The 25311-nt window shown below is 74.1% G+C and carries 26 protein-coding genes and 1 pseudogene; 14 read left to right on the forward strand and 13 right to left on the reverse strand.

Going from position 1 to position 25311, the window contains the following annotated elements; genetic code table 11:
- Positions 1 to 567 (reverse strand): hypothetical protein, encoded by a 567-nt coding sequence (locus tag K2F47_RS02875; RefSeq protein ID WP_242901076.1) that lies wholly within the window; start codon positions 565 to 567, stop codon positions 1 to 3.
- 20 nt (positions 568 to 587) lie between these two features.
- Positions 588 to 1190 (reverse strand): O-methyltransferase, encoded by a 603-nt coding sequence (locus K2F47_RS02880; protein ID WP_242901077.1) that lies wholly within the window; start codon positions 1188 to 1190, stop codon positions 588 to 590.
- Positions 1191 to 1441: 251 nt separating this feature from the next.
- Between K2F47_RS02880 and sigE the strand changes: the two are divergent.
- The 5 genes and pseudogenes from sigE to K2F47_RS02910 form a co-directional block, all read left to right on the forward strand.
- Positions 1442 to 2047 (forward strand): annotated as a pseudogene (gene sigE / locus K2F47_RS02885) (RNA polymerase sigma factor SigE); the annotation flags it as partial.
- A gap of 300 nt (positions 2048 to 2347) precedes the next feature.
- A complete protein-coding gene (locus K2F47_RS02890; protein ID WP_242901078.1) occupies positions 2348 to 3016 on the forward strand; it encodes an anti-sigma factor family protein in 669 nt (222 codons plus the stop codon).
- Positions 3013 to 4116 (forward strand): MucB/RseB C-terminal domain-containing protein, encoded by a 1104-nt coding sequence (locus K2F47_RS41215; protein WP_242901079.1) that lies wholly within the window; start codon positions 3013 to 3015, stop codon positions 4114 to 4116. The genes K2F47_RS02890 and K2F47_RS41215 overlap by 4 nt, the downstream gene beginning before the upstream one ends.
- A gap of 110 nt (positions 4117 to 4226) precedes the next feature.
- A complete protein-coding gene (locus tag K2F47_RS40405) occupies positions 4227 to 6131 on the forward strand; it encodes a trypsin-like peptidase domain-containing protein (protein ID WP_272496416.1) in 1905 nt (634 codons plus the stop codon).
- Between the two features lie 161 nt (positions 6132 to 6292).
- On the forward strand, positions 6293 to 6646 hold the full coding sequence (locus K2F47_RS02910; RefSeq protein ID WP_242901080.1) for a sec-independent translocase: 354 nt from the start codon (positions 6293 to 6295) through the stop codon (positions 6644 to 6646).
- Between the two features lie 38 nt (positions 6647 to 6684).
- Here the strand turns inward: K2F47_RS02910 and K2F47_RS02915 are convergent, their stop codons facing one another.
- Positions 6685 to 7824 (reverse strand): Mrp/NBP35 family ATP-binding protein, encoded by a 1140-nt coding sequence (locus K2F47_RS02915; RefSeq protein WP_242901081.1) that lies wholly within the window; start codon positions 7822 to 7824, stop codon positions 6685 to 6687.
- Positions 7825 to 7911: 87 nt separating this feature from the next.
- Here K2F47_RS02915 and K2F47_RS02920 point away from each other — a divergent pair, with 87 nt between their 5' ends.
- Complete coding sequence (locus tag K2F47_RS02920) at positions 7912 to 8520, forward strand: MarR family winged helix-turn-helix transcriptional regulator (protein ID WP_242901082.1); 609 nt, start codon at positions 7912 to 7914, stop codon at positions 8518 to 8520.
- 35 nt (positions 8521 to 8555) lie between these two features.
- On the opposite strand, the gene K2F47_RS02925 is transcribed toward K2F47_RS02920, so the two are convergent.
- Together K2F47_RS02925 and K2F47_RS02930 are read right to left on the reverse strand one after the other, a co-directional pair.
- Entirely contained in the window at positions 8556 to 9023 is a 468-nt protein-coding gene (locus tag K2F47_RS02925) for a DUF1003 domain-containing protein (RefSeq protein WP_372490832.1), read from the reverse strand.
- An 11-nt stretch (positions 9024 to 9034) separates the two neighbouring features.
- Positions 9035 to 10354, reverse strand: a complete 1320-nt coding sequence (locus tag K2F47_RS02930; protein ID WP_242901084.1) for a magnesium transporter MgtE N-terminal domain-containing protein — start codon at positions 10352 to 10354, stop codon at positions 9035 to 9037.
- Between the two features lie 161 nt (positions 10355 to 10515).
- On the opposite strand from K2F47_RS02930, the gene K2F47_RS02935 reads away from it, so the two are divergent.
- Positions 10516 to 11415 carry an RNA polymerase sigma-70 factor gene (locus K2F47_RS02935; protein ID WP_242901085.1) on the forward strand — a complete coding sequence of 300 codons (900 nt, stop codon included), beginning with the start codon at positions 10516 to 10518 and terminating at the stop codon, positions 11413 to 11415.
- 46 nt (positions 11416 to 11461) lie between these two features.
- On the opposite strand, the gene K2F47_RS02940 is transcribed toward K2F47_RS02935, so the two are convergent.
- On the reverse strand, positions 11462 to 11968 hold the full coding sequence (locus K2F47_RS02940) for a hypothetical protein (RefSeq protein WP_242901086.1): 507 nt from the start codon (positions 11966 to 11968) through the stop codon (positions 11462 to 11464).
- A 39-nt stretch (positions 11969 to 12007) separates the two neighbouring features.
- Here K2F47_RS02940 and K2F47_RS02945 point away from each other — a divergent pair, with 39 nt between their 5' ends.
- The 6 genes from K2F47_RS02945 (at position 12008) to K2F47_RS02970 (ending at position 17682) form a co-directional block, all read left to right on the forward strand.
- Entirely contained in the window at positions 12008 to 12949 is a 942-nt protein-coding gene (locus K2F47_RS02945) for an HpcH/HpaI aldolase/citrate lyase family protein (RefSeq protein ID WP_242901087.1), read from the forward strand.
- Between the two features lie 116 nt (positions 12950 to 13065).
- Complete coding sequence (locus tag K2F47_RS41220; RefSeq protein WP_242901088.1) at positions 13066 to 14319, forward strand: CPBP family intramembrane glutamic endopeptidase; 1254 nt, start codon at positions 13066 to 13068, stop codon at positions 14317 to 14319.
- Positions 14320 to 14446: 127 nt separating this feature from the next.
- Complete coding sequence (locus K2F47_RS02955) at positions 14447 to 15094, forward strand: DUF6758 family protein (RefSeq protein ID WP_242901089.1); 648 nt, start codon at positions 14447 to 14449, stop codon at positions 15092 to 15094.
- A gap of 36 nt (positions 15095 to 15130) precedes the next feature.
- Positions 15131 to 15976: a PHP domain-containing protein gene (locus K2F47_RS02960; RefSeq protein WP_242901090.1), complete on the forward strand. Its 846-nt coding sequence runs from the start codon at positions 15131 to 15133 to the stop codon at positions 15974 to 15976.
- Between the two features lie 9 nt (positions 15977 to 15985).
- Positions 15986 to 16693, forward strand: coding sequence for an MBL fold metallo-hydrolase (locus K2F47_RS02965; RefSeq protein WP_242901091.1), 708 nt, complete (start codon positions 15986 to 15988; stop codon positions 16691 to 16693).
- Positions 16694 to 16779: 86 nt separating this feature from the next.
- On the forward strand, positions 16780 to 17682 hold the full coding sequence (locus K2F47_RS02970) for a RecB family exonuclease (protein WP_242901092.1): 903 nt from the start codon (positions 16780 to 16782) through the stop codon (positions 17680 to 17682).
- Between the two features lie 35 nt (positions 17683 to 17717).
- Here the strand turns inward: K2F47_RS02970 and K2F47_RS02975 are convergent, their stop codons facing one another.
- From K2F47_RS02975 to K2F47_RS02985, 3 genes are all read right to left on the reverse strand, one after another.
- Complete coding sequence (locus tag K2F47_RS02975; protein ID WP_242901093.1) at positions 17718 to 18545, reverse strand: alpha/beta fold hydrolase; 828 nt, start codon at positions 18543 to 18545, stop codon at positions 17718 to 17720.
- Between the two features lie 86 nt (positions 18546 to 18631).
- Positions 18632 to 19864, reverse strand: coding sequence for a serine hydrolase domain-containing protein (locus tag K2F47_RS02980; RefSeq protein WP_242901094.1), 1233 nt, complete (start codon positions 19862 to 19864; stop codon positions 18632 to 18634).
- A gap of 31 nt (positions 19865 to 19895) precedes the next feature.
- A complete protein-coding gene (locus K2F47_RS02985) occupies positions 19896 to 20810 on the reverse strand; it encodes an alpha/beta fold hydrolase (RefSeq protein WP_242901095.1) in 915 nt (304 codons plus the stop codon).
- A gap of 69 nt (positions 20811 to 20879) precedes the next feature.
- Between K2F47_RS02985 and K2F47_RS02990 the strand changes: the two genes are divergently transcribed.
- On the forward strand, positions 20880 to 21572 hold the full coding sequence (locus K2F47_RS02990) for a glycerophosphodiester phosphodiesterase (protein WP_242901096.1): 693 nt from the start codon (positions 20880 to 20882) through the stop codon (positions 21570 to 21572).
- 24 nt (positions 21573 to 21596) lie between these two features.
- On the opposite strand, the gene K2F47_RS02995 is transcribed toward K2F47_RS02990, so the two are convergent.
- From K2F47_RS02995 to K2F47_RS03010, 4 genes are all read right to left on the reverse strand, one after another.
- A complete protein-coding gene (locus K2F47_RS02995; protein ID WP_372490812.1) occupies positions 21597 to 23339 on the reverse strand; it encodes a DEAD/DEAH box helicase in 1743 nt (580 codons plus the stop codon).
- Positions 23340 to 23637: 298 nt separating this feature from the next.
- A complete protein-coding gene (locus K2F47_RS03000) occupies positions 23638 to 23955 on the reverse strand; it encodes a GlsB/YeaQ/YmgE family stress response membrane protein (RefSeq protein ID WP_242901097.1) in 318 nt (105 codons plus the stop codon).
- A 133-nt stretch (positions 23956 to 24088) separates the two neighbouring features.
- Positions 24089 to 24322: a DUF3107 domain-containing protein gene (locus tag K2F47_RS41225; protein WP_242901098.1), complete on the reverse strand. Its 234-nt coding sequence runs from the start codon at positions 24320 to 24322 to the stop codon at positions 24089 to 24091.
- 175 nt (positions 24323 to 24497) lie between these two features.
- Positions 24498 to 25118, reverse strand: a complete 621-nt coding sequence (locus K2F47_RS03010; RefSeq protein ID WP_214616804.1) for a TetR/AcrR family transcriptional regulator — start codon at positions 25116 to 25118, stop codon at positions 24498 to 24500.
- Between the last annotated feature and the right edge of the window lie 193 nt (positions 25119 to 25311).

A 25311-nucleotide genomic window follows, 5' to 3' on the forward strand; every position in this document is an offset into this window, starting at 1 on the left:
TCAGCGGGTCCTGCGGTCGATCAGCGGCACGGGACGGCGCCGCCCGGCCTCCTCGACGATGGCCGAGAGCGGCGCGTCCCAGCTCGGCTCGACCGCGAAGCACCACGCGGCGGCCTCCGCCGTCGCGGGGACGCCCCGCAGCGTCAGCGCCACCAGCCGGGGCCGCTCCGCCGTGCGCGCCAGTTCGGCCAGCTCCGCCGTCGGCAGGAACACCACGTAGTCCTGCTCGCGGCCCCGCGAGGTCGCGCGCCGCACCGCCGCGATCGCCGCCACGTCCGCCCAGGCCAGCACCCGCTCGCCGCGCCGGGGCAGCGGCCACCGCGCGGGCCGCCGCACCCCGCCGCCGTCCATCTCCAGGACCGGCCGCCGCGCCAGCATCCCCCCGCCCGCCACCACGAGACCGGCCCCGAACAACGCGATCCCGGCCGTCCCGAGCAGCAGGAACACGACGCTTCCCACTGTGAGGCCGCGCATCACCGCGCCCGCGGCGAACGCCGCCGAGGCCAGAAGAAGGATCACCAGCGCGGCCGCCAGCCGCACGCCCGCCCAGGTGACCCGGTTCCGCACCGCGAACACCTCGCGGGGCGCTACTCCTTCTTCACCGCGCACAGCAGGCCGTCGCCGACGGGGATCAGCAGCGGGACGAGCCGCTCGTCCTCGCGGATCACGCGGTGCACCTCGCGGATCGCCTCGGTCTCGGGATCGCGGCGGGACGGGTCGGCGACCTGGTTGTCCCACAGCGCGTTGTCGAACGCGACCACGCCGCCGGGACGCAGCAGCCGCAGCGCCGCCGTCAGGTACTCGGGGTACTCCTGCTTCACCGCGTCGCAGAACACCATGTCGTAGGCGCCGTCGGTGAGCCTCGGCAGCACCTCCAGCGCCCGTCCGATGATCATTCGGGTGCGGGACGAGCCGAGCCCGGCCTCCCGGTAGGCGAGCTTGGCGAGCCGCTGGTGCTCGGGCTCAACGTCCACGCTCGTCAGCACCGCGTCCTTGGCCATGCCGCGCAGGAGCCACACGCCGGAGACGCCGCAACCCGAGCCGACCTCCACGACCGTCCGGGCGCCGATCAAGGTCGCCACGAAGCGCAGCGCGGCGCCGCCCGCCGCGCTGATCGGCGCCGCGCCGATCTCCTCGCCGCGGTGCCGGGCGGCCACGAGCGGCTCGTCTTCGGGGAGGAATTCCTCCACGTAGGCCAGGGTGGCCTGAATGGCGTCGATGGCTGCCTCCTCGCGGGACCCCCGCCTGGCTCATGCTGGAAAGACCATATCGCTGACAGGGAACCATCTGGAGTGTCAGCGCGTTCTAACCAGCGACGGAGCACATCACCCCGATGAGCCGAGTCGTAGTACCGAGTCGGTTCAGAACCGCCCCAGCCCAGGCGAGACCGTGCCGTTCCAAGGCGAGACCTTGGCTCACGAGAGAGGAACAGCCCGGCACCATGGGAGTCGCAGCACTGAGTTTTAGAGGCGCTGTGGGGGTCGGCCCCAGGCAGGGGTTGGGAAGCGCCGCGCGCACACGGGAGAACGCCCCCGAGGCCGAATGGGCGCCGCCGTCCTGGGACGAGGTCGTGCGCGAGCATTCCGCGCGCGTCTACCGGCTCGCCTACCGCCTCACCGGAAACCAGCACGACGCGGAGGACCTCACGCAGGAGGTCTTCGTCCGCGTGTTCCGCTCACTGTCGAACTACACCCCCGGCACGTTCGAGGGGTGGCTGCACCGGATCACCACGAACCTGTTCCTCGACATGGCGCGGCGCCGCCAGCGCATCCGTTTCGAGGGACTCGCCGACGACGCCGCCGAGCGCCTCCAGGGCCGCGAGCCCACCCCGGCGCAGGCGTTCGACGACACCAACTTCGACGCCGACGTCCAGGCCGCGCTCGACGCCCTGGCCCCCGAGTACCGGGCGGCCGTGGTGCTGTGCGACATCGAGGGCCTGTCGTACGAGGAGATCTCGGCGACGCTCGGCGTCAAGCTCGGAACCGTCCGCAGCCGGATCCACCGCGGCCGCGCCCAGCTGCGCGCCGCCCTGGAGCACCGGGCTCCCACGCGCCGCCGACCTGGGACGAGAAACGAGTTCCAGGCCGTGCAGGCCGAACAGGCTGTGCAGGCCGAGGAGGCCGCGGTGGCGGCCGCGGTGCCCGCGAACGGGTACCAGATGCTCGCGGCGGAGGGCGGGGACGCCCAGCCGCGGCCGGAGGGCGTGTAAGCAGGCGACCCGCGCGCGGTCGGGGAACCACGCGCGTATCCACGGAAAACCATCGAGAGGCGTCATGACGGAGCGGAGCGAGGGCATCAGCGCGGCCTTTGCCGGGGGGCGGGGGCCGTCCTCACGCGGGGAGGTCGCGTGAGCTGCCTGGGGGAGCGACTGACCGCTCTGGTCGACGGAGAGCTCGGGCACGAGGAGCGCGACAGGGCGCTCGCCCATCTCGCGAGCTGCGCCCGGTGCCGGGCCGAGGCCGACGAGCTCCGGCAGATCAAGGGCCGGCTGCGCGGACTGTCCCGGCTGCCCGCCTCCGACGGCGCCGACGACCTTCCCACCGACGACTTCCTGACCCGGCTGCGCTCGCTGGCCGCGCCCGCCGATGCCACCGGGCCCGGCGGTCCCACCGGGTCCACCGGGCCGGACGACCCGTCCCGCACCCGCCCCGAGCGCCCCGCCGCGCTCGGCAGCCAGTCCACGCGCCCGATGCGGCCGCCCACGCGCGCGGCCAGGCCGGGCCGCCCGCGCGACAACCGCCCCGGCGGCCGCGCCACCGCCACGGCCGGTTCCGGAGGCGCCACGGCGGGCGCCCTGCGCCGCCATCCGCGCCGCTACCTGGTCGTGGGCGCCGCGACCCTGTTCATCGGGCTCGGCGCCGCCTCGTATGCCGCCGGTGGCCGCCAGGAGGCGCCCGCCGTCACCCCCGCCTTCGACCGGTTCGCCGTCGAGCACGCGCTGACCTCGGGCGACACGCCGATGACCGACCCGCTCACCGATCCGGTCGACCAGATCCAGACCTCGCCGGGGCCGTGATCGGGCGGACCGGTACCGGCCGGGCGCGCCGCTGCGCCCTGGTGGCCGGTGGGCTGGCGGGGGCGCTCGCGTTCGCCGGCACCGTGACCGGCGACGCCGGGCCCGCCCGCGCCGTCCGCAGCGACCCCGGCGCGATCGGCCTGCTGCGCGCCGCCGCCGACGCCGCGCGCCGCGTCCCCTACGAGGGGCGGCGCTTCCTCACCACGTGGAACCGCGGCCGCTTCGCGACGGCGGAGATCGCGGTGGCGCACCGGCCGGGCGAGGGCGTCCGGTACCGGGCCTCATCGGGCGCGGAGGGCTACCGCCCCGACTCGGCGGCCGACGAGACGGCCGGCCTCCTCGCCGCGACGCTCGGGCTGCTGACCCGCAACTACTCGGTGTCCCGCGTGGGCGATGCGAGCGCCTGCGGGCGTCCCGCCCACGTCGTCGAGGCGCGCCGTCCCGGCGGCGGCCCCGCCGGGCGGTTCTGGATCGACGCCGAGACCGGGCTGATGCTGTACCGCGAGCTGATCGACGCCACCGGACGGCGCGTCGTCGCCGCCGGGTTCACCGAGATCGACCTGAACGCCCCCGCCGCCCGTCCGCGGCGCACGCTGCGTCCCACGCCGCCCGCCAGGGGCGCCGACCGCCCCGACCCGGACATGGCGGACGCCGAGGCCGCCGCCATGCGGCCCTGGGAGGAGCGGCTGGACGGCGCGCGCCTCGCCCGCCTCCGCGCCGAGGGCTGGCCCATCCCGAAGGACCTGCCCGGCAGGCTCGCGCTCTACGACGCGCGCAGCGACGGCGCGACCGTCCACCTCAGCTACTCCGACGGGCTCGCCGCCGTGTCCGTCTTCGTGCAGCGCGGCAGCCTGGACGAGGCGCGGCTGCCCGGCTGGCAGAAGACCGTGCGCCGGGGCCGGACGGTGTACCGCCGCGAGGCGCTGCGCCGCTGGGCGATCTCCGCGGGGAACGGGTACGTGTCCACGGTTCTGACCGACGTGCCGCAGAGCACCGCTGAGGCCGTCGCGCTCGACCTGCCGCGCGGCGGCGTCCCGTTCTGGGAGCGGCTCGCGCGGGGCGCCCGGCGCCTCGGTTCGGCCGCCAATCCGTTCGGCTGAGGGGGCGGCCGCGGTTCGCCCGGCGGTCACGGAAGGTCTTATGCTCGCCACATGCGCGGCGGGGCACGATGAGCGCGGATGAAGAGAACCATGCTCGGTAGGAGATGGGGATGACGGAAGACAACCGCGGGCCGGGCGAGGCGCGGCCGGAGGACGAGGACACCGTCCCCGGCGACGAGCCTGAACGGCGGGAGGCGCCCGCTCCCCCCGAGACGGTCGCCGACCGGGAGATCCCGCTGGAGCAGCCGGCGGCCGCGGCGGAGCCCGAGGACGCGAGGCCGGCCGAGGGCAGCCGCTGGAGCATCGGGCCCGAGGACGACCGGCCCGAGGACGACCGCCCGCGGGACCGCCCGGAGGACGACCGCGCGCAGGACGACCGTCCGCGGGACGACAACGGCGACCGGCTGGTGGCGGGAGGGTTCGCGCCCCCCGACAGCCCGCTCGGCGGCGGGCGGGAGACCTCGCCCGCGCGCGACACCCCGATGGACATGCCGATGCGGGAGCTGCACGACACGCCCCCGCGCGAGCTGGGCCTCCAGGAGGTCCCGGTCCAGGACGCGCCGCCGCGCGACATGCCGCAGCCCCCGCCCGTCCCGCTCGACAAGCCGCTGATGGAGGGCCAGGAGCCGCGCCCGCGGCCCGGGTTCGTCCCGCACCACCAGGACCCGCGCGCGCACGACCCCCGCGCCCAGGGCGGCCCGCCGCCCTACGGGGGATGGCAGTCCCACCAGGGGCCCCCGCCGCCGGTCGGCGGCCCGCACCCGGCCGGCCCGCCGATGGGCCCGCCGCCCGCGCCGATGGGCCCGCCACCCCCGGGCGGCCCGCGTCCGATGGGCGGCTTCGGCGGCCCGCCCGGCACCGGCCCGAACTGGGCGCCGGTGCCCGCGATGCCGTCCTCGTCCGGGCGGGGCCCCGGCCTCGGCCTGCTGGCCGTCGTCGCGCTGATCGTGGCGCTGGTGGCCGGTGCCGTCGGCGCCGGGATCGGGGTCATGGCGACCGACGACGGCGACGACGGCGGCTCGGTGAGCCTCGGCGGCGGCAGCGGCGGCAGCGACACCAAGGTCCAGAACCGCCCGCCGGACTCGGTGGCCGGCGTCGCGCAGCGCGTGCTGCCGAGCGTCGTGATGATCCGCGTGCAGTCCTCGCAGGGCGAGGTCGGCGGCACCGGGTTCATCGTCAACGGCGGCTACGTCGTCACCAACAACCACGTGGTCGCGGGCGGCGGCAACGGCGGCCAGATCCAGATCGTCTTCAACGACAAGAAGACGCTGTCGGCGACCGTCAAGGGCGCCGACCCGAGCTCGGACGTCGCGGTGCTCAAGCCCGAGGGCCAGCACTCGCTGCCCGCGCTCCAGGTCGGCGACTCCGCGGCGATCGCGGTCGGCGACCCGGTGATCGCGATCGGCTCGCCGCTCGGCCTCCAGGGCTCGGTCACCACCGGCATCGTCAGCTCCCTGAACCGCGCGGTGCCCACGCAGGGCGAGGGCGGCGCGGACGCGTCCTACCTCAACGCCATCCAGACCGACGCGGCGATCAACCCCGGCAACTCCGGCGGCCCGCTGGTGGACGCCAAGGGACGCGTGATCGGCATCAACACCGCGATCGCGACCGTCGGCGGCCAGTCGATGGGCGGCGAGGGCCAGGGCGGCAGCATCGGCCTCGGCTTCGCGATCCCGATCAACCAGGGCAAGCGGGTCGCCGAGGAGATCATCCGGACCGGCACCGTCAAGCAGGCCAAGCTCGGCGTGCTGCCCGACCCCCGCTACCAGCAGGGCGGCGCCCGCATCCTGCCGCAGCCGGTCAACGGCCAGGCCCCGGTCACCAAGAACGGCCCGGCCGACAAGGCGGGCCTGAAGCCCGGCGACGTGATCACCGCGTTGGACGGCAAGCCGATCGAGGACGCCACCGACCTGATCGCCCAGATCCGCAGCCGCGCGCCGGGCGACCGGGTGAAGGTGACCTACCAGCGGACGGGCAAGGAGAGCACCGTGGAGATCATCCTCGGTTCCGACTGAGCCGCCGTCCTGCTCGGGCCCGCTCCGTCAGGGCACGTTCCGATCAGGCACGGGTCGCCCACAGGGCGGCAGGGATGTTCAGATCCGGTTCATCCGGAACGGGATACGCTGGGGGGACCGGTCCGCGCCAGGGCCGGTCCCCTTGGCTGCTGGAGGACGGGTTGTTCGACGTCGGTATCGGTGAGATGGCGGTGCTCGTCGTGCTCGCGCTGGTCATCTTCGGCGACAAGCTGCCCCAGGCCGCCGGGCAGGCCGGGCGCATGCTGCGGCAGTTCCGCCAGATGGCCAACTCCGCGAAGGCGGACCTCCAGGAGGGCCTCGGGCCGGAGTTCAAGGACTTCGACCTCAACGATTTGAACCCGAAGACATTCGTCCGCAAGCACCTGTTCGAGGACGAAGAGGACGAGGCCTACGCGAGCGTGAACGGCGGCCTCGTGAGCGACGACGCGGGCTACGCCACCGTGGGCGGCCTCGCCTACGACGAACGGCCGCCCTTCGACAGCGAGGCCACCTGATCCAGGGCCCGGGCCCTGAGAGCGCCGGGCCCTGAGGGTCAGCGGCCCTTGGGGGAGATGCCGAGCGACATGCCCGCCAGGCCGCGGCTGCGTCCGGCGAGCTGCTCGGCGATCGTGCGCAGCTCCTTGGCGGCGCCCGCGTCGGGGTCGGCGAGCACCAGCGGCACGCCGCTGTCGCCGCCCTCGCGCAGCCGCGGGTCGATCTGCACCTGGCCGAGCAGCGGGACGCGGGTGCCGAGCGTCGTCGTCAGCGCGTCCGCGACGGTCTGGCCGCCGCCGGCGCCGAAGATGTCCTGCCGCTCGCCGCAGTGCGGGCATGCCAGGTAGGACATGTTCTCGATCACACCGACGACCTGCTGGTGCGTCTGCGCGGCGATCGCCCCGGCCCGCTCGGCGACCTCGGCGGCGGCCTGCTGCGGGGTCGTGACGACGAGGATCTCGGCCGAGGGCAGCAGCTGCGCCACGGAGATCGCGATGTCGCCGGTGCCGGGCGGCAGGTCCATCAGGAGGATGTCGAGGTCGCCCCAGTAGACGTCGGTGAGGAACTGCTGGAGCGCGCGGTGCAGCATCGGGCCCCGCCACACGACCGGCTGGTTCCCGGCGGTGAACATGCCCACCGAGATCACCTTCACGTCATGCGCGCTCGGCGGCATGATCATGTCCTCGACCTTGGTCGGCGGGCTGTCGACGCCGAGCATGCGCGGCACCGAGTGGCCGTAGATGTCGGCGTCCACCACGCCGACCCTGCGGCCCTGCGCGGCGAGCGCCGCCGCCAGGTTCACGGTGACCGACGACTTGCCCACGCCGCCCTTGCCGCTCGCGACCGCGTACACCTTGGTCAGCGAGTTCGGCTTGGCGAAGGGGATCTCCTTGGCGGGCTGCCCGCCGCGCAGCTTGGTCTGGAGGTCCTTGCGCTGCTCCTCGCTCATCACGTCCAGCTCCACCTGGACGGAGGCGACGCCCTCCAGCCGGGAGACGGCCTCGGTGACGTTCTTGGTGATGGTGTCCCGCATCGGACATCCGGCCACGGTCAGGTAGATACCGACGCGGACGCTGCCGTCCGCCTCGATGTCGATGTTCCTGACCATGTCGAGCTCGGTGATCGGCTTGCGGATCTCGGGGTCGTTCACCGTGGCGAGAGCCTCGGTCACCCGCTCGGTCGTCAACTGGGAGGCCATGTCCCCATGGTATGAACTCGGTGGCCGTGCCCGCCAATCCGGGTGCCCGGTCCCTCGCGGCGCGTCCGGCCGCCGTACGATCGGTGGGTGACCACCCAGCACAGCCCCGTCGCGGACATCCCCGCCCAGGCAGCGGAACAGGCCCCCGCGCCCGGGCATGCGCCCGGCCAGGCCCCCGGTTCCGCGCCCGAGCACGCGTCCGGTGACGCCGCCGGGCCCGCCCCGGCCGCCGAGCTGGTGGTGTGGCGGACGCTGCTCCGCGCCCAGGTGCGGATCGCCCGCCGCCTCCAGGCCGACCTGCTGGCCGAGCACGACCTGCCGCTGGCCTTCTACGACGTCCTCACCCACCTCGGCGAGGCGCCGGGCGGGAAGCTGCGCATGAACGACCTCGCCGACCGGGTGCTGCTGTCGCGCAGCGGCCTGACCCGGCTGGTCGACCGGCTGGAGCGGGAGGGCCTCGTCGTCCGGGAGACGTGCACGAGCGACGCGCGCGGCCTGTACGCGGCGCTGACCCAGGCGGGCCGGGCGCGGCTGGACGAGGCCGCCCCCACCTACCGGCGCGGCGTCCGCGACCACGTCCTCAGCCGCCTGGACGACGACGATCTGCGCCGGTTCGGCCGGCTCCTCGCCAAGCTCGCCGACGAGCCCGACGGCGGGCTTGAGGAGCAGGCGACGGCCTTCCCCGAGAGGCCCTGAGCGGGCTCAGCGCTCTGAGCGGGCCCTGAGCGGGCTCAGCGCGCGTCCCGCTCCTTGAGCATCTGCTGGAGTTCGGACCGGAGGAAGTCGCGGGTCACGACCTCGTTCAGCGCCACCCGCAGCCCGGCGATCTCCCGGGTGAGGTACTCGGTGTCGGCGATCGACCGCTCGTTGCGGGCGCGGTCCTGCTCGTACTGGACGCGGTCGCGGTCGTCCTGCCGGTTCTGGGCGAGCAGGATCAGCGGCGCCGCGTAGGACGCCTGGAGCGACAGCATCAGCGTCAGGAAGATGAACGGGTACGGGTCGAACCGCAGCGCGGGCGGCACCACCAGGTTCCAGCCGATCCACACGGCCACGAACACCGTCATGTAGACCAGGAACCGGGCGGTCCCGAGGAACCGGGCGATCCGCTCCGACAGCCGCCCGAACGACTCCGGGTCGTAGTGGGGCCGCGGCAGCAGCGTCCGGCGGATCTCGCGGGGCTGGTCGAGCCGGGTGCTCATCTCGCGTGTGGTCATCTCGTCCCCTCGCCGCCCCGCAGGGCCTCCTCCTCCGGATCGGAGGCCGCCTCGGCGCTCGCGTCCATCACGGTCTCCCGCCAGTCCTCGGGCAGGAGGTGGTCGAGGACGTCGTCGATCGTCACCGAGCCGAGCAGGTGCCCGTCCTCGTCCACGACCGCGCCCGCGACCAGGTTGTAGGTGGCCAGGAACATCGCGACCGACGCCAGCGACATCGTCGGGCGCAGCGGGTCCAGTTCGGCGTCCACGATGCCGCTGACCAGCGTCGGCGGCGGTTCGCGCAGCAGCCGCTGGAAGTGCACGGTGCCGAGGTAGCGGCCGGTCGGCGTCGCGGTCGGCGGCCGGCACACATACACCTGCGCGGCGAGCGCCGGGTTCAGGTCGGGGTTGCGGATCTGCGCGAGCGCCTCGGCGACCGTCGCGTCCGGCGCGACGATCACCGGGTCGGTGGTCATCAGCCCGCCCGCCGAGTCGTCGGCGTAGGTCAGCAGCCGCCGGACGGGGGCCGCGTCCTGCGGCTCCATCAGCGTCAGCAGCCGCTCGCGCTGCTCGGTCGGCAGCTCGCCGAGCAGGTCGGCGGCGTCGTCGGGGCCCATCGCCTCCAGGACGTCGGCGGCCCGGTCGTCCTCCAGCGTGCCGAGGATCTCGATCTGGTCGTCCTCGGGCAGCTCCTCCAGGACGTCGGCGAGCCGCTCGTCGTCCAGCGCGACCGCGACCTCGGTGCGCCGCTTCTCCGGCAGCTCGTGGACGATGTTGGCGAGGTCGGCGGGCTTCATCCGCTCGAACGCGGCGATCAGTCCCGCCGCGCCCTGGCCGTGCTCGACGGCGGAGAAGCCGTCGACGGCGGCGAAGTCCACGACCAGGCTCTCACCCCGGCGCCGCAGCCCCCGGCCGCGCCCGCGGCCCCGGCCCCGGCTGACGGCGACCTTGCCGATCAGCCAGTCGCGGGTGCGGGTCGGCTCCATCGCCACGTCCACGACCGCGACGGGCTCACCGGAGTCGCGGAGCCGGACCGTACGGTCCAGCATCTCGGCGATCACGAGGGTCTCGGACTCGCGCTTGTGGAACCGGCGCACGTTCAGGCGCCCGTCGAAGACGATCGCGTCGGCCTCGACGACCGTGACCCGGGTGATCGGCAGGAACACCGGGCGGCGCGGCGCCACCTCCACCACCAGCCCGAGCACCCGGGGCGGGCGGGGCGCGAGGCGCAGCGCGACCACCACGTCGCGGACCCGGCCGACCTGGTCGCCGGCCGGGTCGAACACCGCGATCCCGGCGAGGCGGGCGATGAAGACCCGGCCCGGAGCTCCGCTCATGGGCAGGACACTACCCGTGATCTTGCACCTCATCCGAAGCGGCGGACGTGCTCGAAGTCACCTCGCAAGCCCCTCGCCGGGGCGGATGCCACACCCCGGCGGCACCCGTGGCGCGTACCCCCTGCGAGCCCGGCGCGGATGCTCCGGCAGACTGGTGAATCATGAGCGAGGCCGCCCAGGACCCCTTCGAGGAGCACCGGAACCTGCTGTTCGCCGTCGCCTACCGGATGCTCGGCACCGCCGCCGACGCCGAGGACGCCGTCCAGGACGCGTGGCTGCGCTGGTCGGCCGGGGACCGCGGGGACGTCGCCGAGCCCAAGGCCTACCTCGTCCGGATCACCACCAACATCGCGCTCGACCGGCTGCGCTCGGCGCGGGCGCAGCGCGAGACCTACGTCGGGCCGTGGCTGCCCGAGCCGATCCTGACCTCCCCGGACGTCGCCGAGGCGACCGAGATGTCGGAGTCGGTGTCGATGGCGATGCTCGTCGTGCTGGAGACGCTGAGCCCGCTGGAGCGGGCCGTGTTCGTGCTCAAGGAGGTCTTCGGCTACCCCTACGCCGAGATCGGGAAGGCGATCGACCGGTCGGAGACCTCGGTGCGGCAGCTCGGCACCCGCGCCCGCAGGCACGTCGAGGCGCGCCGGACCCGCTACGCGGCGGGCGGCGCCGAGCGGCGCGCCGCGACCGAGCGGTTCTTCGACGCGGTGCTGGGCGGCGACATCAACCGGCTGATGGAGGTCCTCGCGCCCGACGTGACGCTGTGGACGGACGGCGGCGGCAAGGTCCGGGCGGCGCGGCGCGTCGTCCACGGCGCCGACAAGGTCGGCCGCTGGCTGACGGCGGTCCGGGGCGTGCCCTACGTGGGCGTCGAGTGGCACGAGATGCGGATGCGGCGCGTCCAGCTCAACGGCGGGCCCGGCCTCGTCGTGGACGGCCCGGACGGTCCGATCGGCACGCTCGCCGTCGCGCTCGGCGCGGACGGCCGGGTCGAGGCGATCCACGTCGTCGCCAACCCCGACAAGCTCCAGGCGGTCGCGGCGGGCCGCGAACTGCCGGTCTAGGAGCCGACACGGGCCCGGATCAGGCGGCCCGGGTACGGGCGGGGGCTCAGCGGTCGACGCGGCGGCGCTTGCCGCCGAACATGCGCGGCGGCGCGCCCGCCGTCGTCGCGGGCGTCGGCACCGGGCGGACGCTCGCGTACTCCTCCGGCGCCTCCGAGGCGGCGTCCTCCACCGGGGTCAGCCGCATGATCCACGACTCGGCGGCCCAGCGCTCGACCTGGCCCTCGTGGCTCGGCGCGTTGAGCCGGTCCTTGGCGAGCAGCGGCGCGACGGCGTCCCACAGCGGCGTCCCGGGCTCGACCGGCGCGCACGCGGCGACGAAGGCGACCAGCCGGCCGCCCTTGTCCTTGCTGCGCAGGATGACGGTCACCCGGCCCGCGTCCGGGAGGCCGGGGAGGGGCTGCTCGCCCTCCCCGCCCGTCAGCACGTAGGCCGAGCCCTCGTGCCACACATGCCAGGCGGCCCGGGGCTGCGGCAGGCCGGGCAGGTCCAGCCACAGCAGCCCCGACTTCTTGGCCGCCTCCTCCACCAGAGCCACGTTGAGGTCACCCATGCGAAAAGCGTCTCACACCCGGTCGATACCATCCGGCGCATGCGCTCGCGACGAACGACCCTGGCCGTACCCAGCAGCAACCCCCGATTCATCGAGAAGGCACGCGACCTCCCGGCGGACGAGATCCTCCTCGACCTGGAGGACGCGGTGGCCGCCTCCGCCAAGGAGGGCGCCCGCGCGCGGGTCGTCGAAGCGCTCAACGAGGGCGGCTGGGACGGGAAGGTCCGCGCCGTGCGGATCAACGACCTGGAGACGCCCTGGGCGTACCGGGACGTGATCGAGGTCGTCGAGGGCGCGGGCGCCGAGCTGGACGCGATCATGCTGCCGAAGGCGAGCGACGCGACCCACGTCCAGTGGCTCGACCGGCTGCTCACCCAGATCGAGCGGGCCATGGGCTACGAGGTCGGCCGGATCGGCATCGAGGCGCAGATCGAGGACGCCCGCGCGATGGTCGGGATCGACGCGATCGCCGCGGCCTCGCCCCGGCTGGAGTCGCTGGTGCTCGGCCCCGGCGACCTGATGGCCTCGATCAACATGAAGACGCTGGTGGTCGGCGAGCAGCCGCCCGGCTACACCGAGGGCGACGCCTACCACTACATCTTCATGCACATTCTGATGGCGGCGCGCGCGCACGACCTCCAGGCCATCGACGGGCCGTACTTCAACATCCGGGACGTGGACGCCTTCACCCGCGTCGCCGAGCGCGCCGCGGCCCTCGGCTTCGACGGGAAGTGGGTGCTGCACCCGTCCCAGGTCGAGGCCGGGAACGCGGTGTTCTCGCCGTCCCAGGAGGACTACGACCACGCCGAGCTGATCCTGGACGCCTACGAGCACGCCACCACCGTCGAGGGACGCGGCGCCGCCACGCTCGGCGACGAGATGATCGACGAGGCGTCCCGGAAGATGGCGCTGGTCATCGCGGCGAAGGGACGCGCCGCCGGGCTCCCGCGCACCAAGCGCTTCGAGCCGCCCGCGGCGTGATCCCGTCCTGACCCCGGCCCGCTCCCGGCCTGACCCGCCTGATCGCGACCTGGTCGGGGCGGGGACGGCGCGCGGGCACGTACGATTCGTCCGACACATCGTGGAGGGGGACACACGTGGCGGAATCGGGGGACGCGAACGGCTGGGCCCCGCTCGACCCGGAATCGCCGGCCGAGCGGCCCGCCCCGCCCCCCGCGTCCCCGATGCCCCTCCCGCCCCAAGCCCCCCAGGGGTGGCCGCAGCCCGGCCATTACCAGGGCCAGTACGGCCACCCCGGATATCCACAGCCTGGGTACGCGTATCCGACCTACGGGACGCCTCCCGCACCGAAACCGCCCTGGGCGGTCGACCCGCCGCCCGGCGTCCCCTTCCACCGGATGGCGCGGACGGCGGCGCACCGCTGGTGGCGCCCGCTGGTCGGGACGCTGGGCATCCTCGGCCTCGGCTTCGGCCTGGCCATCGGCCTGATGATCATCGGACTGATCGTCCGGCTGGCGGCGACCGGCGACGCCGTGGACGACGGCGCGGGCGACTCGATCTTCGGGGACGCGACCGCCGACCTCGCGTTCAACCTGGGCATGCTCGCGGTGTTCCTGCCGGTGGGGTTCCTCGCGGCGTGGGTCGTCCAGCGGCGGCGGCCGGGCACGCTGTCCTCGGTCGCGGGACGGCTGCGCTGGCGCTGGCTGCTCGCCTGCTGCGGCCTGGCCCTGCTGTTCTGTGCCGTGTCCTACGGGTTCTCGGTGATCGCGACGTCGCTGGTGGGCGACGACTCGGGCGCCGACGAGCACTGGGTCGGCTGGGGCGACTTCCTCGCCCCCGCGATCGTGATCGTCCTGCTGGTGCCGTTCCAGTCGGCGGCCGAGGAGTACGTGTTCCGGGGCTGGCTGCTCCAGGCCGTCGGCGCCTGCACGCTGGAGACCCTGCGCGGACGTATCGGACGGGCGGTCAGCACCGTCCTGCGCACCCCCTGGCCCGGCATCGTCGTCGGATCGGCCCTGTTCACCGCCGGGCACGGCTACACCGGCTGGGGCGTCCTCGACATCTTCGTGTTCGGCGCGCTCGCGGCCTGGCTCGCGGTGCGCACGGGCGGCCTGGAGTCGGGGATCGCGCTGCACGTCTTCAACAACCTGATGGCCTTCCTCTTCCCGGCGGCGGTCGGGAAGCTCGACATCGAGCAGGGCGGCGTGCGCTGGGAGTACGTCCTGGCCGACATCATTCCGATGGCGCTCTACGCGCTCGCCGTGGTGTGGCTGGCGCGGCGCAAGCAGGTCCAGACCCTCACGGCCGAGACGGTCGAGGACCCCGGCCCGGACGCGCCGCCCGCGCCCGCGCGGGTCGGCGGCTCGCCCGGCCCCGAGTTCGCCGCCTAGACCCTTTCGGCCCCCCGAGCCTCCGCTCCTGCGGACCGCTCGTGTGGGTGGCTTTATCGCCCCTTTTCCGGACGCCTACCCGAGGGAACTTGACGCGGCGGGGGGATGGCACGCAGGGTGGGTAACCGTGAGGGCGGAGCCCACATGTCCGCGCTGCGCGGGCCCACTGCACGCGCCGGGCCTCTGGTCGAGCGACTGGAGCTGCGGCGCGGACGGCGTGGTGTTGCCCAGGCAGCCGTCCAGACGTCCGGGCCCGGGCGGGCTCGCCGCCGTCGTCCATGACGCGCGAGTCCCCGTCTGGACACCCTGGCCTCTTCCGCTGGGATGGCTCGTCACCGGGTTCACCACCGTGGGGGACGAGCGCAGCGGGGCCCGGGCCGTCGCCGTCGCCGTGTCGGGTCCCGGGCTGCTCAGCGGCCCGGCCGACATGATCGTGATCGCCGAGGAGCCGGGCATCGGGCTCGGCGCCCACTACGCGGGGCTGGAGGGCGGCGACCCCGGCGAGGGGTTCGACGACAGCCCGCCGCACGTGAAGCTCGACGTCAGCGGCCCGACCGCCACCTCCGGGCGGGTGGTCCCCATGTGGGCGGTCGGCGACCGGCCCGACCGGGCCGTCTTCGTGGGCGAGGCGATGGGCGACTGGCTGTGGGCCGTGCTGTGGCCGGCTGAGGCGGGCGTCCTGCTGGTGGAGCGCCAGCACCTCCTCGACCTCCGCGAGCCGGGGATGGAGATCGACCTCCCCTACGGCGCCCACACCCCCCGCCTGGACGAATAGCCCCCTCACGCGTCCCCGGGCGAGTACAAAGGGCGCATGCGCATCGATCTCCACAGTCACAGCACCGTGTCCGACGGCACCCGCCCGCCCGCCGAGGTCGTCCGGCGGGCGCGCGCGAAGGGGCTGGACGTCCTCGCGCTGACCGACCACGACACCGCCGGCGGCTGGGACGAGGCGACCGCCGCCCTGCCGGACGGGCTGGCGCTCGTCCCCGGCGTCGAGCTGTCCTGCCAGGAGGGCGGGCGCAGCCTGCACATGCTCGGCTACCTGTTCGACCCGGAGGAGCCGGAGCTGGCCGCCGAGCTCGCCCGCATCCGCGATGACCGCGTGGTCAGGGCGCAGGCGATGGTCGCCCGCCTCCAGGAACTCGGCGTGGACGTCACCTGGGAGCAGGTCCGCGGCCTCGCCCGCGGCGAGGCGGTCGGGCGCCCGCACATCGCCCGCGCCATGCTCGACGCGGGCGCGATCACGACCCTCGACGAGGCGTTCGACCCCCGCTGGATCGCCCAGGGCGGGCGCGCCTACGCCGAGCGGTACGCGCTCGACCCCGAGCGCGCGCTCCGGCTCATCGGCGCGGCGGGCGGCGCCTGCGTCCTCGCCCACCCCCGCGCGGGACGCGGCGGCTACGTCTTCGCCGACGCGGTGATCGAGCGGCTGGCCGCCGCCGGGCTGGCCGGCGTCGAGGTCGACCACCCCGACCAGGCCCCCGAGGACCGCGCCCACCTGCGGGAGGTCGCGGCGTCCCTCGGGCTCGCGGCCACCGGCTCCAGCGACGACCACGGCGCGCCGACCGGCGACCGGCTCGGCGCCGAGACCACCGCGCCGGAGGAGTACGAAAAGCTGATCTCCGTGGGGCCCGACCGGGTCCGCCAGTCGCGGTAGGGTGCGTGCGTGGACGCACGCATCGAACAGGTGGTGACGTCGGGCAAGCTGACCCTGGACGACACCGAGTACGACGTCGAGAGCAACACCTACCTCGTCGGCGACGATGACGAGGTCATCGTCATCGACCCGGCCTTCGACGCCGAGGCCATCCTCAAGGAGGTCGGCGAGCGCGAGGTCATGGCGGTCCTGCTGACCGACGGCAACGAGCACCGCCTCGAAGTGGTGCTGGAGGTCGCCGCCGCCGGTGAGGAGGACGAGGAGAACTGGGCCCCGATCGCCCTGCACCGCGCCGACCGGCTGCTGTGGCGCGACTACTTCGGCCGCCTCGCCAAGTCCGAGGAGGACGAGGACGACGCCAAGGCGCTGCGGGCCCTCGAACCCGACATCTGGCTCGAGGACGGCGGCGTCTTCGAGATCGGCGACGCCCAGCTCGAGATCGTGCACACCCCCGGCCACACCCCGGGCAGCGTCTGCGTGATGAGCGAGCAGCTCGGCGTGCTGTTCGCGGGCGACACCCTGCACCGCGGCCGTCCCGGCTCGGTCGGCGGCGTGTACGACGACCTGCGCAAGCAGCTCAACTCCATCGGCGCCCTCCTGACCCCGCTGCCCAAGGACCTGCGCGTCCTGCCCGGCCAGGGCGAGGAGACCACAGTCGGCGAGGAGGACTCCCGCTGGGAGACCTGGGGCGCGCTGGCGCAGGAGAACGACGACTGACGCGCCGTCCGTAGAGCACCGGCCGGGCCGTACTGAACCTGCCGCCGAACCACCGTGCCATCGACCGATTTGGGGGGAAGTCGAGCGTGGGGGCCGAGCAGCTGGGTTTCGAGGGCATGCCCCGGCGCCTGTACACCTGCACGCCGTCCCGACTGAACACCTGGTTGGACTGCCCGCGCCGGTACCGGATGACCTACCTCGACCGCCCGATGCCGCCCAAGGGCCCGCCGTGGGCGCACAACAGCCTCGGGGCCAGCGTCCACAACGCCCTGGCGGCCTGGTGGCGGCTCCCCGAGCGGCAGCGGACCCCCGAGTCCGCCGGTGCCCTGCTCGTCCGGGGCTGGCTGACCGAGGGGTTCCGGGACGAGGAGCAGTCCGCGTACTGGCGTGAGCGCGCCCGCGAGATGACCGAGCGCTACACCGCGACCCTCGACCCGGCCGACGAGCCGCTCGGCGTCGAGCGCACGGTCGCGACCCGCACCGACCACATCGCCGTGTCCGGCCGCATCGACCGCCTCGACGCGCGCGGCAACGAACTCGTCGTCGTCGACTACAAGACCGGACGCCACGTCCTGACCTCCGACGACGCGCGCGGCTCGCTGGCCCTCGCCATCTACGCCGTGGCCGCGTCCCGGGTGCTGCGCCGCCCGTGCCACCGGGTCGAGCTGCACCACCTCCCCTCCGGGGAGGTCGCGGTCTGGGAGCACACCGACGAGTCGCTCCAGCGCCACATCCGCCGCGCCGAGGGGATCGCGGCCGAGGCCGCGGCGGCCGACGAGGCCTACCGGGCCCGCGTCCCGAAGCCGCGCCAGGGCGAGGGTGGTCCGGTCGGCCCCGTCGACCACGCGCCGCACGACGAGCTGTTCCCGCCGCGTCCGGGCACGCTGTGCTCATATTGCGACTTCGCCCGCCACTGCCCGGAGGGCCGGGAGGCCGCGCCCCGGAAGGAGCCGTGGGCGGTCGTGGACGCCGCGGCCCGCGACGACTGACCCGCCGGGCCTCAGCGGGCGTCAGTCAGCGAACCTCAGAGGATCTCGGCCAGAAGGGCGCGCAGCCGGATCGCGAACGGCTCGGGATCCTCGGCGAAGCCGGTGTGGCCGCCGGGGAACGCCACGGGCTCGACGTCCAGCGCCTCCGCCAGCGCCCTGGACGTCCGGTCGCACAGCTGCCCCGCCGAGGCCTCGCCGATGCCGACCACGACCTCGGTGCCGCGCAGCGCCGCCACGTCGGGCCGCCAGCGCACGGTCTCGCGCAGCTCGTGCCCGAACCAGCGCAGCTCGTCGGCGACCACCTGCGGGTCCCGCTCCCCGCCGAACATCTGCTCCAGCGCCCCGTCGGGCAGGTGGATGTTCGCGGTGGCCATGAACAGCCCCCAGGCGCCGATCACGTCCCCCGCCAGGTAGCGGGCGATCATCTCCTCCGTCGCCCGGTGCAGCTCGTCCCGGTCGTCGAGCAGCCCGTGCAGCGGCGGCTCGTGCGCGATGGTCAGGCGGACCTGCTCGGGACGGGTCTGCGCGAGCGCCAGCGCCGTGCAGGCGCCGCCGCTGGACCCGAGGACGATGGCGGGCCCGGCGTCCAGCTCGGCGATCAGCCGGGAGAGGTCGGCGGCCCGCAGCGGCGGCGTCGAGTCCTGCTCCGGGTCGTCCACCGGACTGCGGCCGATGCCGCGCGGGTCCGCGGTGAGGACGGTGTGGTCGGTGGCGAGCAGGTCGGCCAGCGCCGCGAAGCCGGCGGCCCCCATGGGCGCTCCGACGAGGGCCACGAGCGGCCCCTGCCCCCGCACCTCGTAGTGCAGGCGCGCGCCGTCCACGCGGAGCGTCTGGACGGTGGTCGCGGACGAGTCGAGCGTCATCTCGGGTTCCTCCCGGTCAATGGGTGTTCGACCAGATGGACCAGCGGCCCCGCCGAAAATCATCGGCGGGGCCTACCGGAGGATGCTCACGCGTCCAGGACGAGTTGGCGGGCCAGCCTGCCGATGGGCTCGCTCGTCCCGGCTTCGTAGTTGCTGAGGACGACGACCACCCACCCGGTGCCGGGGAAGAAGTCGATGGAGGTGGAGGCGCCGAGGCTGCTGCCGCCGCCGTGCCCGTGCACCCACTGGCCCTGGGCCAGCGCCGTGATCGGCCCGTATCCGGCGAACACGCTGGGACGGGACGGCGCCGCGCCGTGCGGCGGGTCCTCGCGGGGCGGCCGGGGGAGCTTCGGGCCCAGCATCAGCTCGGCGTGGGCGGCGTCCAGCAGGACGCCGTCCAGCAGGGCGTGCGCGAAGCGGTCCATGTCGGCGCAGGTCGCGAACGAGTCGCCGGCCGGAAGCCCGACGAACAGCGCGTCCTCAAGGTTGTCGGCGCGCTCGGAGCCGCCCGGCTTCTTGCCGTAGGGATGCGCGATGCGGGAATCGGCGCGCCATTCGGGCTTGGTGTAGAACGCGCTGTCGCGCATGCCCGCCGCGCGGAAAACGTGCTCGGCCATGTATTCGTAGTAGGGCTGGCCCGAGGCGGCGGCGACGATCGCGCCGAGGAGGCAGAAGGCGGAGTTGCTGTACTGGTCCCCGGCACCGGGCGGGAAGCTGGGCCTGGTCCGCCGGATGAGGTCGACGGCGCCCTTCAGCACCTCCTCGGTGCTGTTCCAGGTCTTGGACGCCTCGGGAAACCCGGGGATCTGGAAGACGTCGCCGAGGCCGGAGGAGTGCGTGAGCAGGTGGTGCACGGTCACGGCGTCGGCGATCTCGGCGGGGAACCCGCTGAGGTGCGCGCCGACCTTGTCGTGGTAGTTCAGCCTGCCCCGCTGGGCGAGCTGGTGGATCGCGGTCGCGGTGAAGAGCTTGGAGACCGAGGCGAGCGCGAAGCGCGTCTCCGGCCCGTTGCGGACCCCGGCCCGCTTGTCGGCCATGCCGTGGGAGCGGCTCAGCACGGTCCGCTTGCGGTGGGTCACCAGCAGCGAACCGGAGAACTGGTCCTTCGCCGCCAGGTCCGCCACCATCCGGTCGAGCGCGCCGCCGGGGCGCAGGTCCTTCGGGACCCGTCCCGGCCGCTCGCCGTCGGCGCCCGCCGGGGCGCCCGTTCCCGTGACGGTCAGGGCCGCGCTCCCGGCCGCGACCGCGCCGCCCAGAACCCTGAGCGCGCCGCGCCGGGACGGCCCGTCCGGCCGCGTCGATGAGATGTCGTCGTCCATGGCACCGCATGCAACGGCACCCGGTGTTTCCTCACCGTTTCGCGCTCCCCGGCGGCGCGGGGTCGGGCGGGCGGTGGTTGCGCTCGGACTCGGCCCAGAAGCCCAGCAGCGCACCGGCGGTGGTCTCGGGCGCCTCGACGGCGGGGGAGTGGGCGGCGCTCGGGATGACGACCCGCGCGGCGCCGAGGCGCTCGGCCATCGCGGCCTGCGCGCGGGGGTCCCAGACGTCGTCGTCCTCCCCGTACAGGACGAGCGTGCGCAGGCCCGTGTCCTCGGCGTGCTTGGCGAGCTCGTCGACGCGGTCGGGCGCGGTGAGGATCTCGCGGGCCATCCGGACCAGGCCCGTCTCGCGGTTGCCGAGCGTGCGGGCCTTGAGGAAATCGAGCACCTCGGGTGCGACGCCGCGGCGCTGGTACTCCGGCTCCAGGCTGATCGACCAGATCGCGGGCATGCCGAGGTCGGGGATCGCGTCGCGCAGCGCGCGGGCCTTCGCGGCCGCCTGGCCGGTGACGCCGGCGGGCCCGGAGCTCATCAGCGTCGCCGAGGCGGGCTCGACCCGCTCCGACAGGATCGCCTCGCGGACGACCAGGCCGCCGAAGGAGTGCCCGACCAGGTGGACGGGTTCGGGGCCCAGCGTCCCGGCGATCGCGGCGACGTCGTCGCCGAGCGCGGCGCGGGTGTAGGCGGACGGGTCGTCCGGCCCCTCCGACTGGTACTGTCCGCGCAGGTCGATCGCCAGCACGCGCCGCCCGGACGCGGCGAGCGTCTGGAGCACGGCGATGAAGTCCTCCTTGCTGCCGGTGTAGCCCGGCACCAGGAGGGCGGGGTAGCGCTCGGTCACACCCGACCCCGGGAGGGCCTCCAGGGCGGCGAAGCGGCCGCGGGAGGTCTCGACGGTCGTCCGGTTAACACCGGGGGGCAGGGTCAGGAACCGGGGCGTGCTCACAGAGGGCCACCATACTAAATGGGCGTGCGCGGGCAGGGGCGCCGAACGCGCGGTGGTAACGTCGCGACGGTGGAGCGCAAGCCGGCCGTCTCGGCCCACCGGCGCGACGAGGCGGGCCTGACCGGGCTGAAGGACGCGGTGGAGTCCGGCGCCGAGTACGTCGAGATCGACATCCGCCGCACCGGGGACGGCAGGCTCGTCGTCCACCACGACGCGCGGGTCGCCGGGCTGCCGCTGAACCGGCTCCCCTACGGGCGGGTCGAGGAGCTCGCGCCGCGTCCCGTTCCGCTCGTCGCCGACGCGATGCAGATCATCGCCGGGCGGGCGCGGGGGCACCTGGACCTCAAGGAACGCGGCTGCGAGCACGAGACCGTCGAGCTGGCGCTGGAGGCGTTCGGGCCGGGCGAGTTCGTCGTCACGACGCGCGAGATCGACTCGCTCATGGAGATCAAGACGCGCTTCCCCGGCGTCACGACCGCGCTGTCGGTGGGGCGGGGGCTGCTGGAGCGGGGCGCCGCGCGCGACTTCGCGCCGCTGCGGCTCGTCCGCCGGGCGGGGGCCGACATGGTGGCGCTCAACCACCGGTACGCGCGGGTCGGGGTGCTGGCGCAGTGCGCGCGGGCGGGCGTCCCCGCCATGATCTGGACGGTGAACGCCGTGCCGCTGATGCGCCGCTTCCTGCGCGACCCGCGGGTGGCCGTGCTGATCACCGACCACCCCGGGACCGCTCTCCGGCTGAGGGACGTGCAACCGCGAGACTGAGCGGAAGTCTCGCGGCCGCGATGGTCAGGCGCTCTGCGACGCCCCGTCCGCCTTCGCCTTGCCGACGCCGTTGCCGACCCCACCGGCGACGCCGGTGGGCTTGCCGCCGCGGGTGCGGCGGCGGCTCCGGCTCCGCTTGCGCTCGGTGGCGACCGCGTCGACGACGTTCTCGCCCTGCTCGGCGGCGACCGGCTGGGCCTGTGCCGACTCGGCCTGTGCCGACTGGACCTGTGCCGACTGGACCCGGGTCGACTGGCCCTTCACCTGCTGCGCGCCCTCGACCGGCTGGCCCGCACGGGTGCGGGTGCGCTTGCGGCGGCGCGGCCGGGGACGTTCCCGCTCATGATCGCGGTCACGGTCGCGGTCGCGGCCGCCGGACTGGCTGCGGGTCTTGCCCGTCTCGCCGATGTCCTCCAGTTCCTCGGCGTCCAGGCCGGCGCGCTCGTGGCGGTGCTCCTTGGGCGGCCTGCCCTTGGTGCCGGCGGGGATTCCGAGGGCCTCGAAGAAGTGCGGCGAGGTGGAGTAGGTCTCCTCCGGCGCCGCGAACGGCAGGTCGAGCGTGCCGTTGATCAGCTTCCAGCGGGTGAGGTCGGCCCAGTCGACGAGGGTGACGGCGACGCCCTCCTTGCCCGCGCGGCCGGTCCGGCCGATGCGGTGCACGTAGGTGTCGGCGCTGTCGGGGCACTCGAAGTTGACGACATGGGTGACGTCGTCGACGTCGAGGCCGCGGGCGGCCACGTCGGTGGCGACCAGCACGTCGATCTTGCCGTTGCGGAACGCGCGGAGCGCGCGCTCGCGCTGGCTCTGGCCGAGGTCGCCGTGCACGGCGGCGGCGTCGAAGCCCCGCTGCGCGAGGTCGGCGGCCACCCGGTCGCAGGCCCGCTTGGTCTGGCAGAAGACCATGGTCAGGCCGCGGCCCTCCGCCTGGAGCAGCCGGGCGACCATCTCCGGCTTGTCCATCTGGTGGGCCTGGAACACGTGCTGGACGACCTGCGGCGTCGCGTCGGACTCGGCGTGCGACTCGGCGCGGACGTTGGTCGGCCGGGTCAGGTAGCGGCGCGACAGCGAGACGATCTCGCCCGGCATCGTCGCCGAGAACAGCATCGTCTGCCGCTGCGCCGGGATCCGGTCGATGATCCGCTCGATGTCGGGCAGGAACCCGAGGTCGAGCATGCGGTCGGCCTCGTCCAGCACCAGCACGCCGACCTGCGAGAGGTCCAGGTGCTTCTGCTTGACGAGGTCGAGCAGCCGGCCCGGGGTGCCGACGACGACGTCCACGCCCTCGCGGAGCGCGCTGATCTGCGGCTCGTAGGCGCGGCCGCCGTACACCGACAGGACGCGGGTGCCGAGCTTGCCGCCGGCGACCAGGAGGTCGTCGGTGACCTGGAGGGCCAGTTCGCGGGTGGGCGCGACGACGAGCGCCTGCGGCTTGCGGCCGCCGTGCTCGATGCGCTGGAGCAGCGCGGCGCCGAACGCGAGGGTCTTGCCGGTGCCCGTGCGGGCCTGGCCGATGATGTCGTGCCCGCCCAGCGCGATCGGCAGGGCGAGCTCCTGGATGGGGAACGCTTCGACGATGCCCTCGGCTTGCAGGGCATCGGCTATCTCGGGGACGACCCCGAGTTCACGAAAGGTAGTCAGAGCTTTCAGCCTCCAATATGCGGGATCCTCGCTCCCGGGTGCGGCGCGGCCGTCGGCGGGGGTCTCGCCGTCCTGGCGTGCCCGCCGTCCTCGTGGCCGCGCGCTCGCGCGGAAGGGACCAGCCGTCAATCAAATGTCTCGGCGACCGCAGTCAGGGGTTGAAAGCAGTCACTCACTGTGGCTGCGTGCGGTCACACTCCGCCACGCAGTGTACCGACCGTCAGTTGCATACACCAATAGCCGATCACAGGTCCCAACGTTCGCCCGGTTCCTTGTATTCCATCAGGGCGGATTCGTCCCGTGAAGAGGGCGCGTTCGTCCCCTCCCGGGCGGCCACTTCCGGACATGGGGAAGCCCCGCTCGCAGGAGCGGGGCTTCCGGTGGGGGCCGCCGATGGCGAGTTCGGAGGCCGGGACTACGGGGTGGGTCAGAAGATGCCGCGCCGCGTCCGGCCGCCATGCCAGCGGCCGCCGCCGTGCCAGCGGCGGCCGCCGCGGCGCCCGTTCGCGCCGTTCGTGGAGGTGAGCGCCGCCACCCCGACCGCGGCGATCACGATGGCGAAGACGAGGGCGATGAGCGTGCCCGCGCCGAGCGCGTTCGCGATCACCCCGCCGAGGATGGCGCCGACGACGCCGACGAGGATGGTCAGCAGGACGCCGATGGGGTTGCGTCCGGGGACCAGCAGCCGTGCCAGGGCTCCGATGACGGCACCGACGACGATGAACCAGAGGATCGTCGTGAGCATGTCGATCATCCATTCCGTTTCCGTGGGCCGGTGGCCCGTGGTCGGAGGTCGATATGCCCGTCCTGTCCGGTTCAAACAAAGCGGTGGTCAAAATCTCGTCAAGCCGGTGCCGCCGGCACGGCGTTCCCGCAGGTCAGGTGTACTGGGTGCCGAAGCCGACGTTGCGCTGCTCGTCCTCGGTGATCTCCAGGTAGCCGACCTGGGGGGCGGGGATCACGATCCGGCCGGCCCGGCGGTCCTGGAGGACGAAGACCCCGCGCTCGGCGGCCAGCGCCTCGGCCAGCGCCCGCTGGACCTCGTCGGCCGACTGCGCGGTGTCCACCACGAGTTCCCTGGGCACGTTCCGCACGCCGATGCGTACCTGCACTCGATGCTCCCGTCCGTCCCGTCCCGCCGACCACCGGCGGTCACGCCTCCGATGGTGGCACGCGGACCGCCGGACACGCCGCCGCGCCGCTTCGCCCCGAGTGAAACCGGCGGCGAGATCGGTGCGGCCATGCAGATCGGCCGTGCGGAACAGGGCGCGGAACAGCCGGTCCGGATCAGCCGGTGCGGGGGAAGCCGGAGATCCCGCGCCAGGCCAGCCGGGCGATGATCTTCTCGGCGGTGTCCTTGGGGATCGCCCGGTGCTGGGACAGCCAGTAGCGGGCGCTGACCTCGGCCATCCCGACCAGGCCCATGCCGAGCAGGTGCGCCTCGTCGCTCGGGGCGTCGGTGTCCTCGGCGATGACCTGGGCGATCATCTCGGCGCACTGCTGGTTGGCGCGGTCGACGCGGGCGCGGACGGGCGCCACGTTGCGCAGGTCGGACTCGAAGACGAGCCGGTACGCCTCGCCGTCGCCGGCCACGAAGTCGTAGAACGCCTGCATGCACGCCTGGACGCGCAGCTTGTTGTCGGTGGTGGACTCCAGCGCCTCGCGGACGATCTTCACGAGCGCCTCGGCGTGCTCGTCCAGCAGCGCCAGGTACAGCTCAAGCTTGCCCGGGAAGTGCTGGTAGAGCACGGGCTTGCTGACGCCCGCCCGCTCGGCGATCTCGTCCATCGCGGCGGCGTGGTAGCCCTGCGCGACGAACACCTCCTGGGCGGCGCCGAGCAGTTGCCTGCGGCGCGCCAGCCGCGGCAGCCGCGTGCCGCGGGGGCGGGCATCCGGGGTCGCGGTCACCACAGTCTCCGATCACCGATTCGCGTCGGGACGACCGCCCGGCGCGGTAAGCACATCTCTCATCCTACGTGCGGGTAACCTCACGCGGCACCAGCAGGCCCCCGCGCGGGCTCCTTCACGCAGGTCAGTGTATTTCCGACGGAGCGCCCGCACGCACGAACCCGGGAACGCGGGCGTCCGGCCCCGGCGGGCC

It is taken from the genome of Actinomadura terrae (genome assembly GCF_022751215.1).
GTDB classification, from domain to species: Bacteria; Actinomycetota; Actinomycetes; order Streptosporangiales; family Streptosporangiaceae; genus Spirillospora; species Spirillospora terrae.

What these genes read in the sequence shown, in the direction of transcription:
- K2F47_RS02915 (WP_242901081.1), bottom strand. Translation starts at nt 7,824, where the DNA reads ATGGCCTCCCAGTTGACGACCGAGCGGGTGACCGAGGCTCTCGCCACG.
- K2F47_RS02975 (WP_242901093.1), bottom strand. Translation starts at nt 18,545, where the DNA reads ATGACGCTCGACTCGTCCGCGACCACCGTCCAGACGCTCCGCGTGGAC.
- K2F47_RS02980 (WP_242901094.1), bottom strand. Translation starts at nt 19,864, where the DNA reads ATGGACGACGACATCTCATCGACGCGGCCGGACGGGCCGTCCCGGCGC.
- K2F47_RS02945 (WP_242901087.1), top strand. Translation starts at nt 12,008, where the DNA reads ATGCGCTCGCGACGAACGACCCTGGCCGTACCCAGCAGCAACCCCCGA.
- K2F47_RS40405 (WP_272496416.1), top strand. Translation starts at nt 4,227, where the DNA reads ATGACGGAAGACAACCGCGGGCCGGGCGAGGCGCGGCCGGAGGACGAG.
- K2F47_RS02925 (WP_372490832.1), bottom strand. Translation starts at nt 9,023, where the DNA reads ATGAGCACCCGGCTCGACCAGCCCCGCGAGATCCGCCGGACGCTGCTG.
- K2F47_RS02940 (WP_242901086.1), bottom strand. Translation starts at nt 11,968, where the DNA reads ATGGGTGACCTCAACGTGGCTCTGGTGGAGGAGGCGGCCAAGAAGTCG.
- K2F47_RS02930 (WP_242901084.1), bottom strand. Translation starts at nt 10,354, where the DNA reads ATGAGCGGAGCTCCGGGCCGGGTCTTCATCGCCCGCCTCGCCGGGATC.
- K2F47_RS02935 (WP_242901085.1), top strand. Translation starts at nt 10,516, where the DNA reads ATGAGCGAGGCCGCCCAGGACCCCTTCGAGGAGCACCGGAACCTGCTG.
- K2F47_RS02960 (WP_242901090.1), top strand. Translation starts at nt 15,131, where the DNA reads ATGCGCATCGATCTCCACAGTCACAGCACCGTGTCCGACGGCACCCGC.
- K2F47_RS03000 (WP_242901097.1), bottom strand. Translation starts at nt 23,955, where the DNA reads ATGCTCACGACGATCCTCTGGTTCATCGTCGTCGGTGCCGTCATCGGA.